A 15,795-nucleotide genomic window follows, 5' to 3' on the forward strand; every position below is an offset into this window, starting at 1 on the left:
CACACTTCTGTATATTGGCGAGTTAATAATGACCGTGGTGAAGATAGCCTCTGCCCTTCCAAAAGGAAGGGCAGTAAAGCACTAGTCCTCTTCAACGACTTCTGCATTGGCAACGACACTGAACACAATGTTTTTGTCATCGCGACTGGCGACCACTGTATCGCCCGGTTTAAATTTTCCACCGAGAATCTGTTTCGCCAGCTCTTTTTCGATTCGCGCTTTAATGACACGCTTGAGCGGACGCGCACCGAACAATGGGTCGAACCCAGCTTCGGCGATTAAGTCGATTACGGAGTCGTCAACCTCCAGTGCTAGTTCGTTTTCAGCCATTCGGGTTTGCAGATAAGCCAGTTGAATGCGCGAAATGTCGCGAATTTCATTCTGACGTAATGGGTGGAAGACCACCGTTTCATCCAGACGATTAATAAACTCCGGCCGGAAATGCTGACCCACCACTTCCATGACACTTTCTTTCATCTGTTCATAGTGCTCGTCACCGGCCAGCTCCTGAATCAGCTGACTTCCCAGGTTAGAGGTCATTACTATGACGGTATTTCGGAAATCAACCGTGCGGCCCTGGCCATCGGTCAGGCGACCATCATCCATAACCTGCAACAGAATGTTGAATACATCCGGGTGAGCCTTTTCAACTTCATCGAGCAGAATGACGGCGTACGGGCGTCTGCGTACCGCTTCCGTTAAGTAACCACCCTCTTCGTAGCCGACATAACCGGGAGGCGCACCAATTAAACGCGCAACCGAATGCTTTTCCATAAACTCGGACATATCAATCCGCACCATGGAATCTTCAGTATCGAACAGAAACTCTGCCAAGGCTTTGGTAAGTTCGGTTTTACCGACACCCGTTGGGCCAAGGAACAGGAAGCAACCGTTCGGGCGTTTAGGGTCGGAAAGACCGGCGCGCGAGCTGCGAATAGCATCGGAAACAGCTTCAATAGCTTCTTCCTGGCCAATCACCCGCTTACCTAACGCCTCTTCCATATGCAGTAGTTTTTCGCGTTCGCCTTCCAGCATTTTAGATACTGGGATGCCGGTCCAGCGGGAAACGACTTCGGCAATTTCCTCTTCGGTAACATTGTTACGCAGCAGTGTCATTTCATTTGATTCAGCGGCCTGTGCGCCTGCCAGCTGTTTTTCCAGCTCGGGAATACGGCCATACTGCAGCTCCGACATGCGGGCTAAATCGCCGGCACGGTGTGCCGCTTCCAAGTCTATTCGGGCACGATCCAGCTCTTCCTTAACATGGGTAGCTCCCTGCAAAGAGGCTTTCTCTGCCTTCCATATCTCTTCCAGATCTGAGAATTCTTTTTCTAAACCGCCGATATCGTCTTCCAGCAGTTCCAAACGTTTTTGTGAGGCCTGATCCTTCTCTTTTTTCAGCGCTTCACGCTCCATTTTCAACTGAATTAATCGGCGATCCAGTTTATCCATCTCTTCGGGCATGGAATCAATTTCCATGCGAATACGGGAACCGGCTTCATCGATCAGGTCAATTGCTTTATCTGGCAACTGACGATCGGTAATGTAGCGGGTTGAAAGTGTTACCGCAGAAACAATCGCCGAGTCGGTAATATCGACACCATGATGAAGTTCGTACTTTTCTTTTAAACCACGCAGAATAGCAATGGTGTCTTCCTGAGTGGGTTCATCAACCAACACCTTCTGGAAGCGTCGCTCAAGCGCAGCATCTTTTTCAATGTACTGGCGGTACTCATCCAGCGTGGTTGCGCCTACGCAATGCAGTTCGCCGCGCGCCAGTGCCGGTTTCAGCATGTTGCCGGCATCCATTGCGCCATCGGCCTTGCCCGCACCAACCATGGTATGAATTTCATCGATGAACAGAATTATGGCGCCTTCCTGTTTGGAGACATCATTCAATACCGCTTTCAGGCGCTCTTCAAATTCGCCACGGAATTTTGCACCGGCAATCAGCGCTGCCATATCGAGCGATAACAGGCGTCTATTCTTCAGGCCTTCAGGTACTTCGCCGTTAACTATGCGTTGCGCCAAGCCTTCAACGATGGCGGTTTTACCGACACCGGGTTCACCAATCAGCACCGGGTTGTTTTTTGTGCGGCGCTGCAAAACCTGAATGACACGGCGAATTTCATCATCGCGGCCAATCACCGGGTCTAGCTTGCCCTGCTCGGCTCGCTCGGTCAGGTCGATGGTGTACTTTTCCAGTGCCTGACGCTGTTCTTCGGCGTTGGGGTCATTCACAGTTTGGCCGCCACGCACTTCATCAATGGCTTTTTCCACGGCGGCTTTCGTCGCGCCGGCGGATTTAAGCAACTCACCCAGGGTGCCTTTTTCTTCAATGGCGGCAAGCAGGAAAAGTTCGCTGGAAATATATTGGTCGTTGCGCTTTTGCGCGAGCTTTTCCACCTGGTTAAACAGCCGGTTTAAATCATTGGAGATGTGAACATCACCGGCATCACCGGTAACGCTGGGTAATCGTTCAATGGCCTCGCTCAACTCTGAACGAAGCTGGTTTGTATTTGCGCCAACTTTTGCCAGTAAAGGACGAATTGAACCACCATCCTGGTTCAACAAAGCAGACATAACATGGACTGGCTCGATGTATTGGTTATCGTGCCCTAGTGCCAGGCTTTGGGCATCAGCCAGAGCCAATTGGAACTTGCTGGTTAATTTATCGATTCGCATATTGAGGGCTCCAAGAGCATATTTAACACTATAGAAGTTGCGTTAACTGTTCGCAATTCAACCCTCAGACCTGTTAGAAAACTATTTTTTACAAGCTCTTTTAATATTATTTTTGTACTTAATAAGACTGTGTTTTTTTATTTTGTAATAAGAAAACAGAGGCTGGAACCCAATGACCATTGTTTGATTTTTAGCAACTTCTGCTGTTCAAAAAATTATCATCTGTTGAGCCAGAGGGTCATGGTTGTGCTGCTATCGCTGCCGTATTCAAAGCGAAAAACCTTACCCTTCTGCAGAATTAGAACATTGGCCCGCTGCTTGGACGGGACCAGTTGCAACATACCGACTTCGTAGTCTGAAAGACGAAAAACCTTTGAACCTTTGACTGCCCAGATAGGTTTGTTAAGCAGGTAAGCCGTGTTACGTAAACCACTCTCCGTTTGATCGCCGCAATCCAGGCTTTCAGGTTCTACGTTAAAGCTCTGATAGGTCAGCCACTCCGGTGTGACCGGTTGTTCAAAAAGGTGCTGTGGCAAGGGTTCATAGCCTAACAATTCAGAGCGAACATCAGTAAAGGCTTCTGCTTCGTAGCTATAAGCCAACAGTGAGTTACCCTGATATTGCAGCTCTACCGTTTCTTCCAGATCATCCAGGGTAATAACCTCTTCACCCACATAGGGGATGGTGATTTCGCCGTCTTCAAGCTGAATAGAGGTGGTGCGGTTTAATGAAGAGCCCAAATCAATTAACGAGCCGCTGAAGCGCAACCCGTAATCGACAGGCATCAGTTGTTGTTGCCGGCTCAGCTCCCTTTTGAACTGAAGACAATCCGCTGAAAAATCCTCAGCCAGACAGGCAAAAGCGGTCGTTAAAACTGAAAGAAAAATTACTCGCTGCATCGCTAACACTCCGTTAAATCAGAAAGCTGTGCCAGCTAAAAGAGTTGCCTCTGCTGTAAAAGTAGCCGCTTAAAGCTAAAACGGCTATGTCATGTTTGCGGGTAAAAGGCACTCAGGATACCGAGCGCCAGATCAGCTTTTCAACTTCGACAATAAAGAGGATGGGCACGGCCGCCGTAAAAATCATCGCCCAGCTGCCAAGCCCGATTGGCGCTGTACCAAACACCGCCTGGAACAGGCCAAAGTATGTCAACAACAGCTGGAACACAGCAATAGCCAACAGCGCTATCACCGTTGGCAGTATGCCGTTCAGGAATGAGCGATGGAAAATATGCGAATGCAGGAAACGGCAATTCAGCAGATAAAAGGCTTCAATGGTTACCAGCGCATTAACGGCTATGGTTCGCGCCTGATCAATATCGACTCCGGCGTTTCTGGCATGCGAAAACAACCAGTACACGGTGAGTGCGCTGTAAACGCCGACCAATAACATTCTGCCAAGCAATGGCAAGGTAATCAGGCTTTGCATGCGTTTTCTGGGCTTTCGTTCCATCACGCCCTGTTCCGGAGGTTCAAAGGCCAGCGCCAATGCCAGAGTAATGGCGGTCACCATGTTCACCCATAGAATCTGCGCAGGTGTAATGGGCAACAGGCGGCCGGCAAAAATGGCGATGATAATCACCAGTGCCTGCGCCATGTTAGTCGGCAACACAAACACGATGGATTTCACAATGTTGTCATACACCGTTCTGCCTTCTGCCACGGCCAGCCGAATGGTGCTGAACAGATCATCGGTCAGCACTATATCGCTGGCTTCTTTAGCGGCTTCGGTTCCCTTCTTACCCATGGCGACGCCGATATCTGCCTGACGCAGAGCCGGCGCATCGTTCACACCATCGCCAGTCATTGAAACCACATGTTGCCGAGCACGCAGCGCCTGCACCAGCTGCAGCTTATTGGCCGGACTGGTGCGGGCGAAGATATCGACCTGCTCAGCGGTTTCGGCAAAGGTATCTGCATCCATTGCATCCAGCTCACTGCCGGTTACAACACGCTCCGCGCGCAAGCCTAACTCTCTGCCGATGGCACCGGCGGTAATTGGGCTGTCGCCGGTAATCATCTTCACCCGAATACCTGCAGACTGGCAATCAACGATGCTGGCAATAGCCTCCGGACGTGGCGGGTCACTGATGCCCACCAGGCCAATCAGGGTTACGTCGCGCTCGATCATTGCCTGGCTCAACTCGCCGCTGTCTTCAACAGACCGGTAAGCCAATGCCATGACCCTCATACCCCGTTCAGCCATGTGGGTAATGGCCGCGTGCCAGTAATCATGGTCCAGCGGTTCAGGCCCATTTTCCCCCTGCTGAAAATGACTGAATGACATCAGCCTGTCGGGAGCGCCCTTAATGGCGAGAAACTTCGAGCCCTCAGGGTTGTGATGCAGAGTTGCCATATACCGGCGGTCGGAATCGAATGGCAATTCATCTGTTTTACCCCAGTCATGCCGGACTGACGCCGGCACCAGGCCATGCTTCATTGCCAGAGCCAGTAACGCGCCTTCAGTCGGGTCACCATGCAACTCCCACTCACCTTCATGCTCGCGTATGTTGGCATCGTTGCAGAGCAATGCGACATGACAGGCCAGGTTAATAGAGTTTTGAGCTAATGGCGGAATATTGCTTTCGTTCGCTTCATCAACGATCGTGCCGGATGGGCTATAGCCTTCCCCGGTCACTTTAAAGGCATGACCGGCGACAATAAGTTCCCGCGCGGTCATGGCATTCATGGTCAGTGTTCCGGTTTTATCCGAACAGATAATATCGACAGCACCCAGCACTTCTACGCTGGCCAGCCTGCGTACCAGTGCATTTTGTTTGGCCATGCGCATCACACCAATAGCCAGTGCAATGGTGACGATGGCCGGTAACCCTTCCGGGATCGACGCCACCAGAATACCGATCGCCGCCTGAAACATATCCTGCAACGGGTAGCCTTTCACAAAGAATCCGAACAGCAGTACAAACACCGAAACGATGCCGATACCCATGCTGAGCTGCTTGGCAAACTGCTCCAGCTGTATCTGCAGGGGTGTTTTGGGTAGCTCGGTATGCTGTACCATTTCAGAAATTTGACCAATCTGTGTATCCACACCGGTCGCGCAAACCACGCCACGGGCCATACCGCTGGTAACCATCGTCCCCATAAAGGCCATGTTGGTGCGCTCTGCGAGCGGTGCAGCCTGTTCAATCGCGTCAGCTTGTTTGCTCACTGCGTGAGATTCGCCGGTTAAAGGCGATTCATCACAGCGGAAGTCTTTGCAGTAAAACAGCCGCACATCTGCCGGCACTCTGTCGCCAGCCTGAATGACAACAACGTCACCCGGAAAGATCATCGAGCTTTCCACGCTCAGCATAGAACCATCGCGCACAACCAGGGTATGCGTTTTCGACATGGATTTAATCGCCTGAAGCGCCTGTTCGGCTTTGCCTTCCTGAACAAAACCCACGATCGCATTAATGACCACAACCAGAGCAATAACACCGGCATCGATATAGTGCTGCAGCAACAGGCTGATAAACGCACTGCCCAGAAGAATGTAAATCAGTACATTTTTAATCTGTAACAGGAACCGTTTCCACGCCGGTGTGGGGCTGGGCAGCGGCAACGCGTTCAGCCCATAGGTTTGCTGCCTGTCGGCAAGCTCCTTCGAGCTTATGCCAGCATCGGTCGTGTTGTACGCTTTGAAAACATCCTCGATAGAAGACGCATGCGCCTGACTAACATAATTGGATGATTGATTCACACCGCTACTCCTTTCGCTGTTGTAGCTTATTTAGGTTCGTTGTTTAGTACGTCAGTTTGGCTTGGCGAGGCCGGTAATTCGTTCTTCTTTTCATTTTTTGGCATCATCTGGAAACTTGGAGCGCCAACCAGCATCCAGTAACCAACGCTTAAAGAAAGAATGACCAGAGCCAAGCCGATAATTTCAAGATCGGTGACTTTATCCAGATCCAGTATGATAATTTTTCGTGAAACGGCCATCAGTGCCGTCGCCAGAACGATCTTTACGTGAATAACTTCATCGCGAAGATAAATCGTGATGTTGACGAAAATCTCTATGGCAATCAGAACCGCCATAAAGGCGCCAAAGGTTGAGAGCAGGTCCTTCACGGTAATAATCATTATTGGCTTGGTGGTCAGCTTCTGAACGATAGTCCAGGCAACATCAATGACGCCCATCGCAATGACCAAAGTCATCAACACCGCGAGGATTTTGACCATAACTTTGATAAAAACCTGAAGCCTGTTTATCAGTTCACTTTCTTCTGTTTGCATGTTTCGCCCTTTGATCAGGAGTGATGGTTAAGTGCTTGAATTGCGAAGAGGGTTATCAGATGGCTTACGGAACCGGTCAGCCTTTCACTCAGTATTTTGAACGAAATTACGGCCTTGTCCAACAAATTCAGCACTTGCCTGACTGCTCTAAACTGAGCCCTGTAACAGTAAACATAGCACCTGAATCTACTTATGGTTTTTCTTGGTGATAACGCAACAACAATGCATTATATATGCCGCTTTAACAGTCCGACTGTTTGGCGCTCAGGAACTCAGCCGGAATATGGCTTGCGACCTACACGATAACGACGAACCAAACTATATTTCTTAGACCAACCAAGATTTCACAGATTAACCCTGCTAATGGTGAACCCACTATGACCACTCAATTTAAAAATATCCTTTGCTACATTGATCCTGTGCAAAGTGCAGATGCGACACTGGCAACCGCCGTAAAATTAGCAAGTGAAAACAATGCCCAGTTAACACTGGCCAGTGTCGTACGCCCTATTCCGCATGTCAGTTCTTTGCAGCCAGCCTATGCCGAAATCCAGAAAGACCAGCTAAATACACTGGCTGAAAAAATCTCCAGCAAAGCGCTATCGGTTAAGACCGAGCTTATTGTCAGCGACCTGGGCGCTATCGATGTCGTTAAACTTGTGCATGAGAAAGCCTACGATTTGGTCATTAAGCCGGCGGATCATGGCGTCATTGGTAAGGTAATGAAGTTTGGCAGTCAGGATTATCATCTGTTGCGCAAGTGCCCTTCACCGGTGTGGGTTAACAAGCAGGATCAGGATCCTAAGTCATTTAAGATTCTGGCCGCGGTAGATGTTGACCCGCTGCAGGAAGAAAACAAAGAACTGAATCAGGCAATCATTGCGCATGCAAAGTCTTTAGTCAGTGCCTTTGATGGTGAATTGCATATTGTGCACGCCTGGGGCTTGCCGACAGAAACCAAGAATGCCCTATTCCATTTCAATAAAACCAAAGCCGCCTATGAAGAAGCCTTGCAGACACTGAAAGGCAAACACAGCGAATGGTGGGACACATTCCTCAAAGAAAGTGGTCTGAGCGAAGGTTCATACCATGCCCACTTCCTCAATGGCAGCGCGGAAGAAGTTATTCCTGAGCTGGCGGATTCGATCTGTGCCGATGTTACCGTGATGGGGACCGTCGCCCGTACCGGTATTCCGGGCTTCTTTATTGGCAACACGGCTGAAAAGATTCTTTCCGATCTTAACAGCTCGGTACTGGCCATTAAGCCGGTTAATTTTGTTTCACCGATTCTGGAATAAACTGCCGGTTTTGCGGTTATGTATTTAAGGCTGACAGGGTAATGTTATGACCAAGCTTAAAAATTTTCTGATTACAGTCACTATCGGCGGCCTGGCGGTTATTTTGCCAATCGCCATTCTGCTGAAGATTTTTCTGTGGCTCTATAACTGGGCCATTAGCCTAATACAACCCATTACCAGTCTGCTTGTTGAAACCACTCAGGCCAGCCAAACGCTGGCCCAATGGCTCTCGTTTTTCAGTGTTATCAGTAGTTGCTTTCTGGTAGGTCTGTTGGTCAGAACGGGCTGGGGCAAGTGGCTTCACGATGGACTGGAGCGGCTGCTGCTTACGCGCATACCCGGCTATAAAATGCTGAAAGAACTGATGGCAAAGCTGCAGCCGGAACAGGGGCAAAAATTCACCCAGCCGGTGCTGGTTCGATTAGGTGAAAATACCGGTGAGTTTCTAGGTTTTATCACTGAAGAATACGGCGACGATCGCTTTGCGGTGTTCATACCGACAAGCCCCAGCCCAATGAATGGTTTTGTTATTCAAACAGACATCAGCCGCCTGCGCTATGTGAACGTTTCTGCTGAAACGATGATGAAATCGGTGATTGCCTGCGGGGTTGGCTCCACCGAAATCATTAACAATGCCGATGCTTCCTCGCAGTCGAAGGCCTAACCGTCAGTTAAGGTCGCGCTTCTGCTCTGCAGAAGCCTCAGGCGTTCGCGGTTCTACCATGGTCACTGGTATCGCATCCGTTTCTGACCCGGCGTAGAGGCTCAGGTGCGGGAACGGAATTTCAATACCATGCTCATCGAATGCCAGCTTAACTTCCTCAAAGATGCTGTTTTTAAGCTTTAAAAAGTTTTCCCGTTGCGCCCAAACCGAGAGCTGAATATCCATAGAAGAGTCACCGAAGCCCTGAAAGATAAAGAGTGGGTCTGGTTCTTTCAGGCACAGCGGGTTTCTATCGGCCACCTCTAACAACACTTCTTTCACTTTGCTGATGTTCTCCCGGTAAGCCACACCCAGCAGCAGATCGAAGCGACGAATCGGGAATTTAGTCAGGGTGGTTACTTCCGATTTAATCATGGTTTCATTGGGAATGCGTACAAACAGGTTATCGAAGGTTCTCAGCTTTACCGAGAGCAGATCAATAGAGATCACCTCCCCTGTCGTGCCACCGACACGAATAACATCCGCGATGGAAAAAGGCCGCTCGACCATTAGAAACAGTCCACTGATCAGGTTAGAAGCCGAAGTCTGGGAAGCAAAACCAACCGCCACCGTTAAGATACCGGCGGCCCCTAACAACAGGGAAAGATCAAAGCCCAATTGGCGCAATGCAGAAACGACGAACAGGCCCCAGATGACGTAAAAAACACTCCGTTTTAGCGCCAGTTGGCTGTGTGCTGTTAGCGCTTTCGGGAAAAACTTTATCGCCGCAGCACTGGCTAAGCGGGCAATAAAGAAACCACCGATAATCAATAGCAGCGATCTGCTGAAAACAAACAGCCGAGTCACTTCCAGAAATTCAATCAGGCTCTTTAACTCTTCCATAGATTACTACCTTTGGGCTCTCAAGTTATAAAAACAGGCTGCTGATGCGCCTGATAAAGGTGCGTTTTTCAGACAGGACCCGAGGTTCGCTCACCCGAATAGATTTACCGGCTTCAATGGGAGCCTCTTTGCTGATTTCCAGCTCGGCGTCATCGTCTTCACCCCGAATAATGTTCACGACCTCTGTCCACAAATGGTGGCTTTCATCACTGAACAGCCCCAACAACGGCACGGGTACATTGAAGCGGTCTATGACCAGAACTTCACTGTGTTGGTTGGATACGCAAATCGGGGTAATAGCACGGTACGGCGCTCGTTCCAGTGCATTCAGCTGTAAACGCGCGTCGGTATACTTGGCATAGCAGATTTCGCCGCTGATCGTGGAAGACCCGAACCAGGAGTCTGAGGGGCGCCAGAACGGCACATCGAGTATCAGGCTATCGTTCTTTAACGTGCGCGCCTGAAACCACAATGGCGTACTCACATACAGCCTCGCTCTTTCGCCAGGCAATATTTTCAGTGGCGTTGCCGGGCGCGTAACAAAGGAGCGGTCTGCCAGCGCGGGCAGCACGGAAAGGTGCTCTGTTGTGCCGTGTTGCAGGTTGCGGCTTTGCTTCCTGATATCCAGCAGTTCCGGATCATGCCAGTCACCCATCACAACAGGCGAGCGGTTTTCCTGCTCGGCTTCAAGGTTCCACGTTACCCACTCGCCTTCAAGGCGACTGATGACAATGGCCCGGGCACCAATTTGCCAGCTGAGCTTTTGTTCTAAAGATACTGAAACCTCACCCCACCAATGCACGTTAGCGCCTCCCGGTGTAATAGTTGTGCTGAATATACGGCGCTGCCGCCGGCTGCGAATGTTGTGGCTGCCAGGTGGCAATGCCGCGCCTCGTTACCCGCCAGTATAATCCAGGTTTGCTTGGTTAAGGCAAATGAACAACGTCTTTGCATGCAGCAATGCACGGAAATAAAGGAATGGGCAGGCTCGGCCCCACTGCAAAGGCCAACAGAAATGAGCAGTGCCTGAAGCAGGGTTATAGGTTTCGTATGCGGTTGGTTTTATCGAGCAGAAACATAGGGATAAAAGCGCCGGTTTCGGAATCGAGTTCATGGATAAATGCGTATTCCAGTTCGTCATACCGGAACATAAACTCCTGATAGCCCTGAACATCTATGCTGAACACAAAATACTTACCTACCTGATACCGAAAGTAACCCTCCCATAAGTGAGACATGGTTTCGATTCGGTACTTTTGCATTTCAGTAAAAGGGTTATTAATTCGCCCTCTGGAATTTTGCTTTACCAGAACATTCACATTCAATTGCCCTATTCGCTGTATAAGTAAGTTTGAGTCAGAAACTCAGAAAAAGCGAACTGGAACCCGGTCTTTTAATAATGTTTACGGATAAAAAAAACGGAGCGATGAATGCTCCGTCGGGTAGGTTTTAGCCAGTTTTACGGGTTTTCAGACTCTGCCTGGCGAGCCTTCTTATGCCGCCTCATTGTAGAGTAAACAGAGAACACTGCTAACAGAATAAAGGCCAGCGCGATTGGGCGCTCATACAGGAACGACCAGCTGCCTTCAAACATCAGTAAAGATTTACGTAGGTTCTGCTCGGCCATGGGGCCCAAAATAATAGCCAGAAGGATCGGCGAAGATGGTACATCCATTTTTGATAACAGGAAGCCCAGCACCCCGAAACCAATGGCAATGCCGACATCGAACATTGAGTTGTTTATGGCATACGCACCAACAATCGACAGGAAAATAATGATGGGAATCATCAGTATCTTCGGTACTTCGGTGATTTTGCAGAAGAAGCGAATACCCAGTAAGCCAACCAACAGCATGATGATGTTACCAACCAGCATAGAGCTGAAAATGCCGTAAACAATCTCTGGATTTTGCGAGAACAACAGCGGCCCCGGTGTTAGGCCCTGAATAATAAGCGCACCCAGCAGCACCGCTGCAACGGCATCACCCGGCACACCCAGGGTTAACAGGGGTACCAGCGAACCACCGGTTACACCATTATTACCCGCCTCAGCGGCAGCCAGACCCTGAACAGAACCCTGACCGAATTCGTCCGGGTTTTTCGCGACACGCTTGGCTTCGTTGTAGCAGACAAAGGCCGAAATATCGGCACCCGCGCCCGGTACAGAACCAATAGAGGTGCCCATGAGCGCACTCTTAAAGGCCGTTGGCAGCATGGTTTTTAAATCTTTGAGGCTGAGTAGCTTGTAATTGAATTCACTGTTCGCCTTGGCCTTCAGGAACAGATGCTCTAGCTGGGTCAGCGCTTCCGAAATAGCAAACAGGCCGATCAGTACCGGAATAACATTAATACCACTGTAGAGATCCATAATACCAAAGGTAAAACGCGGAACACTGGTCACCGGGTCTAAACCGACGGTAGAAACCAGCAGGCCGATGGTGCCGGCCAGCAGACCTTTAAGGATGTTTTTCGATGCAACACTGGCAATAATGGTTAAGCCAAAGAGGGCCAGTGCAAAATATTCCGGCGCATTAAAGCGCAGAGCAAACTTCGCCAGCATTGGCGCAATGGCAATTAAAACGATTGTACTGGTTAAGCCACCAATAAAGGAGGCAACTGCTGAAATGCTCAGCGCTCTTGCTGCCTGGCCCTTCAGGGTCATTGAATAGCCATCGAGCACCGACGCCGCAGAAGCGGGCGTACCTGGGGTTTTCAGCAGGATGGCAGCAATTGAACCGCCGTAAATTCCGCCAATATACACACCAATCAGCATAACCAGTGCCGCGGTAGGTTCCATACCAAAGGTAAACGGCAGCAGAATAGCCACACCCATGGTTGCGGTTAAGCCCGGCAAAGCACCAAGCACAACACCACCGACAACACCGAACAACAGAACCGGTAATACGGTTGGACTGAATGCGGTAGCAAGACCGCCAATTAAATACTCAAACATAGCGGCCTCTAGTAAAACATTCCTTCAGGTAATGAGATAAAAAATACTTTGGCGAACAGGTAGTAAATCGCAAATACGAACACCCAGGCGACAATGTAATACAGCGGCTTCTTTACTTTCAGGAAGACCAGATAGCCGGTAAAGCTGATTAGGCTTGCGATCAAATAACCAACGACAGAGATCAGTACCGCATACAACACCAGGAACACCAGGCCCAACAGAGACATTTTTGACACGATGGCCTTTGCTTCTGTCGTTTCAACCTTTTTCACGAAGTGCTGAACGATCAGGGCAATACAGATAGCGATTTGCCCCAGAATAATCACCGTTGGGAAAAATTTGGCACCTACACTGGCATCCTGCGAGTACAGCGGCATTTGAAACTGAGGGATCAATGCCAATACAACGGCACTGAATGCGATCAGAATGACAGGAAATATGACTTCTCTATTAAGCATGGGAAATACCTTGAAAACATTTCTCGTACCTAAGCCGGCAGCATTGCGCAGCCGGCTTTCAATTCAGTACGAATTACTTAACCAGTGCACCCAGTGCAGCGGTATCTTCTTTCACAAATGCAGTGAACTCTTCAGCGTTCATGTTGTGAATGGTCATAGCGCCTTTGGCCATGAAGTCTTTGAATTCCTGAGAAGCCATTGCTTCGTCGAAGGCTTTGCCCAGAATTTCAATGATTTCAGCCGGAGTGCCCTTAGGAGCACCAATACCACGCCAGGTACCGGAAGTTACGTTAACGCCCTGTTCAACCAGTGTTGGAACGTCTGGAATTAAGGCAGTGCGCTCTTTAGACATAACACCCAGAGCCTTCAGCTGACCGGAACGCAGCTGAGAAATAGCCTCACCCGGAGTCACCATAGTTACAGCCGTGTGACCACCCAGTACCGCAGGGATAGCTTCAGAAGCGCCGTTGTAAGGAATCGCATTCAGTTTGATGCCCTGATCTTTTTCCAGAGTCATCAGGTAGAAGTTAGGTGCCGCAGTTGAAGCGAACTTAACTTTGCCCGGATTCGCTTTTGCATCAGCGATCAGATCATTGATGTTTTTGTATGGGCTGTCAGCAGAAACCAAAACGACAGCAGGGTCGAGGTTAACCAGACGGATCAGCTCAAAGTCATCAGCATCGTGCTGCATTAAGCCCATTTGTGGCAGAGATGCAATCTCACGAGTCACAACAGTCAGGGTGTAGCCATCCGGACGGGACTGAGCGCCGAAGCTCATACCTACTGCACCGGAACCACCCGTACGGTTCATTACTGTGATGTTCTTACCCAGAATATCTTTCGCACTGTTAGCAATGGTACGGCCAACAGCATCTGTACCGCCGCCGGCACCAAATGGCACGATCAACTTAATGTTTTTAGCAGGATAGTCAGCAGCAAAGGCGGATGCAGTTGCCAGAATACCTGCAGCTGCGATAACGGTTTTAAGTAGTTTTTTCATTTATATAACCCTTTTTTTTACTTATTTAGGTTTCTAAGATTTGCAACTCTATTGTTTTCTGTATCGTTGAGTAGGATTGTCTATTTTTTGAGTTTGATAGCTGTGCATTGTCAGCTGCTCAAATGCCAGAGCAATCCAACTACTGATCAGCATATCGAACCATTGTTCTACGCCACTGCAGGCGACAACAACATTCCCATAGACGAAGGAACCGTAAAACAACACATCGTCATCCCGTAGCGAGGTTGGATGCAGTGTTTGATGATTAATGTTAGCTGAAGAATCACGCCATGCCTGAAAAGCTTTCTTTCTGGCCAGTTCATCAAAGGGCGCAGGCCACTCTTCATTTTTGATTGAGGTTTCATAGAGGATGGCATCTTCAAAGCTGGACTCCCAGGGCTTCAGGCGTGGGTCCATGATGACAATGTGCAGCTCTTTTCGATTGGTTTGTTCAAACAGTTTTTCGATTGCAGGTTTCACAACCTCCACTGCTTCCATTGCCAATTGTTTTGAATCTTTCATACGTATCCTCTGTTATTTTGATGCCTGCACCGGTGATGCATACAGCCCTCATCGACGGCAAATAGCACATTTCTGGAATTAACGACAAAGCGATAAATACGACCTGAAAACCATTTTTTGTTATTAAGCCGAACCGGCCTGTTTTAATTGGATAGTTTTCCTGTCTGTTTGGTTGACCAAACACCTGCCTTTCATTTGTGGAAAACTATAGCAGATGAAAATTGGTCGACCAATAGCTGAGAGGAAATAAATAGCGGCTTAACGTTTCTGCTGCCGCTTGTAAGGAGTCTGTAAGAGAGGCTTTAGCTTGCATGTTTCAGAGCATTGGCCTGGCGGCTACGGTACGCCAGCCGTGGCTTTAGAATATTCCTAAAGACTCTGCAGTGACCTGTAAATACAGCTCGTTCCAGACCAGGTCTTCGACCAATCGATCAACCAATAAATTTGCGCTGGATTGACATTGATCATCTAAAAACATCTGCAGAGCAACCTTGCAGTTGTCTGAAAGGCTCTTACGAGTTTCCGCTATTTTCAGGTAATTTCGTGCACAACCTTCCAGTTCAGGCCAGCTGAGGCTGGCCAACCGGTGATTCAACTGCTTCAACCGCTCCATTTCTTTTCTGGCTTTTAAGCCCTGAAGTGCAGCTTCCAGCCCTGTTTCTATGGCTTCACTGAGGGTTTCGATACTGGAAAGCTCTTTAAATTCAACCAGTGTGGCGTGTGCCTGAGGTGTTAGGGTTACATTGACCGGCTTGGTCAGCATACGTTTATCGCGACGCCGACGCTTTTTAGCCGACAGCGACTTTCTCATGCGGCTACGATCCTGTTCGGTCAGCGAGTGATCAAGTATAAGCTGCACCTTACGGAAGTCTTCTTTAGCGGGACGTTCAAGAGCGCGCCACTTGGCGATGCGCTCCTGCAAGCCATGAATACCGATTTCATGGACCGGATGATCCGGCATTGCTATCCATTCAGTCCGCTGAGACTGGTAGTCCAGCCAGTCGAGGCAATCGTGCCAGTCTTTCGCATTTATTTGGTATCGTGGGCGCGCCATATAGAGTCCTTGTTAGCATAAGGCCTAATATAACGCACAAT

The 15,795-nt window shown here is 49.3% G+C and carries 14 protein-coding genes; 2 read left to right on the forward strand and 12 right to left on the reverse strand.

The annotated features are described in order from the left end of the window. Nucleotides 1-81: 81 nt before the first annotated feature. The 4 genes from clpB to BCF53_RS05110 form a co-directional block, all read right to left on the reverse strand. The gene (gene clpB / locus BCF53_RS05095; protein WP_132700432.1) at nt 82-2,685 is read right to left on the reverse strand and encodes an ATP-dependent chaperone ClpB; all 2,604 of its coding nucleotides are present in this window, start codon (nt 2,683-2,685) and stop codon (nt 82-84) included. Nucleotides 2,686-2,903: 218 nt separating this feature from the next. Then, on the reverse strand, nt 2,904-3,584 hold the full coding sequence (locus BCF53_RS05100; protein WP_132700433.1) for a hypothetical protein: 681 nt from the start codon (nt 3,582-3,584) through the stop codon (nt 2,904-2,906). Between the two features lie 112 nt (nt 3,585-3,696). Next, nucleotides 3,697-6,390, reverse strand: a complete 2,694-nt coding sequence (locus BCF53_RS05105; RefSeq protein WP_132700434.1) for a cation-translocating P-type ATPase — start codon at nt 6,388-6,390, stop codon at nt 3,697-3,699. Between the two features lie 26 nt (nt 6,391-6,416). Beyond that, nucleotides 6,417-6,923, reverse strand: coding sequence for a phosphate-starvation-inducible PsiE family protein (locus BCF53_RS05110; RefSeq protein WP_132700435.1), 507 nt, complete (start codon nt 6,921-6,923; stop codon nt 6,417-6,419). Nucleotides 6,924-7,300: 377 nt separating this feature from the next. Here BCF53_RS05110 and BCF53_RS05115 point away from each other — a divergent pair, with 377 nt between their 5' ends. After that, complete coding sequence (locus BCF53_RS05115; RefSeq protein WP_132700436.1) at nt 7,301-8,221, forward strand: universal stress protein; 921 nt, start codon at nt 7,301-7,303, stop codon at nt 8,219-8,221. A 46-nt stretch (nt 8,222-8,267) separates the two neighbouring features. Then, nucleotides 8,268-8,885: a DUF502 domain-containing protein gene (locus tag BCF53_RS05120; protein WP_132700437.1), complete on the forward strand. Its 618-nt coding sequence runs from the start codon at nt 8,268-8,270 to the stop codon at nt 8,883-8,885. Between the two features lie 3 nt (nt 8,886-8,888). Here BCF53_RS05120 and BCF53_RS05125 read toward each other — a convergent pair whose 3' ends face one another. The 8 genes from BCF53_RS05125 to BCF53_RS05160 all read right to left on the reverse strand — a co-directional run bounded on the left by BCF53_RS05125 (nt 8,889) and on the right by BCF53_RS05160 (nt 15,754). Further along, nucleotides 8,889-9,767, reverse strand: a complete 879-nt coding sequence (locus tag BCF53_RS05125; RefSeq protein ID WP_132700438.1) for a mechanosensitive ion channel family protein — start codon at nt 9,765-9,767, stop codon at nt 8,889-8,891. A 25-nt stretch (nt 9,768-9,792) separates the two neighbouring features. After that, entirely contained in the window at nt 9,793-10,650 is an 858-nt protein-coding gene (locus BCF53_RS05130) for a hypothetical protein (RefSeq protein WP_132700439.1), read from the reverse strand. A 154-nt stretch (nt 10,651-10,804) separates the two neighbouring features. Continuing rightward, nucleotides 10,805-11,086 (reverse strand): hypothetical protein, encoded by a 282-nt coding sequence (locus BCF53_RS05135; protein WP_165901813.1) that lies wholly within the window; start codon nt 11,084-11,086, stop codon nt 10,805-10,807. Between the two features lie 140 nt (nt 11,087-11,226). After that, nucleotides 11,227-12,720 (reverse strand): tripartite tricarboxylate transporter permease, encoded by a 1,494-nt coding sequence (locus tag BCF53_RS05140; RefSeq protein ID WP_132700441.1) that lies wholly within the window; start codon nt 12,718-12,720, stop codon nt 11,227-11,229. A gap of 8 nt (nt 12,721-12,728) precedes the next feature. Then, complete coding sequence (locus BCF53_RS05145) at nt 12,729-13,178, reverse strand: tripartite tricarboxylate transporter TctB family protein (protein WP_132700442.1); 450 nt, start codon at nt 13,176-13,178, stop codon at nt 12,729-12,731. Between the two features lie 73 nt (nt 13,179-13,251). Then, on the reverse strand, nt 13,252-14,178 hold the full coding sequence (locus tag BCF53_RS05150; protein ID WP_132700443.1) for a Bug family tripartite tricarboxylate transporter substrate binding protein: 927 nt from the start codon (nt 14,176-14,178) through the stop codon (nt 13,252-13,254). 48 nt (nt 14,179-14,226) lie between these two features. After that, the gene (locus tag BCF53_RS05155; protein ID WP_132700444.1) at nt 14,227-14,700 is read right to left on the reverse strand and encodes a hypothetical protein; all 474 of its coding nucleotides are present in this window, start codon (nt 14,698-14,700) and stop codon (nt 14,227-14,229) included. Between the two features lie 358 nt (nt 14,701-15,058). After that, a complete protein-coding gene (locus tag BCF53_RS05160; protein WP_132700445.1) occupies nt 15,059-15,754 on the reverse strand; it encodes a hypothetical protein in 696 nt (231 codons plus the stop codon). Nucleotides 15,755-15,795 lie beyond the last annotated feature (41 nt).

Source organism: Reinekea marinisedimentorum, from assembly GCF_004341165.1.
Taxonomy (GTDB): domain Bacteria; phylum Pseudomonadota; class Gammaproteobacteria; order Pseudomonadales; family Natronospirillaceae; genus Reinekea; species Reinekea marinisedimentorum.

Excerpts from the sequence above, each read along its gene's own strand:
- clpB (WP_132700432.1), bottom strand. The coding sequence starts at position 2,685 with ATGCGAATCGATAAATTAACCAGCAAGTTCCAATTGGCTCTGGCTGAT.
- BCF53_RS05100 (WP_132700433.1), bottom strand. The coding sequence starts at position 3,584 with ATGCAGCGAGTAATTTTTCTTTCAGTTTTAACGACCGCTTTTGCCTGT.
- BCF53_RS05110 (WP_132700435.1), bottom strand. The coding sequence starts at position 6,923 with ATGCAAACAGAAGAAAGTGAACTGATAAACAGGCTTCAGGTTTTTATC.
- BCF53_RS05115 (WP_132700436.1), top strand. The coding sequence starts at position 7,301 with ATGACCACTCAATTTAAAAATATCCTTTGCTACATTGATCCTGTGCAA.
- BCF53_RS05120 (WP_132700437.1), top strand. The coding sequence starts at position 8,268 with ATGACCAAGCTTAAAAATTTTCTGATTACAGTCACTATCGGCGGCCTG.
- BCF53_RS05125 (WP_132700438.1), bottom strand. The coding sequence starts at position 9,767 with ATGGAAGAGTTAAAGAGCCTGATTGAATTTCTGGAAGTGACTCGGCTG.
- BCF53_RS05140 (WP_132700441.1), bottom strand. The coding sequence starts at position 12,720 with ATGTTTGAGTATTTAATTGGCGGTCTTGCTACCGCATTCAGTCCAACC.
- BCF53_RS05145 (WP_132700442.1), bottom strand. The coding sequence starts at position 13,178 with ATGCTTAATAGAGAAGTCATATTTCCTGTCATTCTGATCGCATTCAGT.
- BCF53_RS05150 (WP_132700443.1), bottom strand. The coding sequence starts at position 14,178 with ATGAAAAAACTACTTAAAACCGTTATCGCAGCTGCAGGTATTCTGGCA.
- BCF53_RS05155 (WP_132700444.1), bottom strand. The coding sequence starts at position 14,700 with ATGAAAGATTCAAAACAATTGGCAATGGAAGCAGTGGAGGTTGTGAAA.
- BCF53_RS05160 (WP_132700445.1), bottom strand. The coding sequence starts at position 15,754 with ATGGCGCGCCCACGATACCAAATAAATGCGAAAGACTGGCACGATTGC.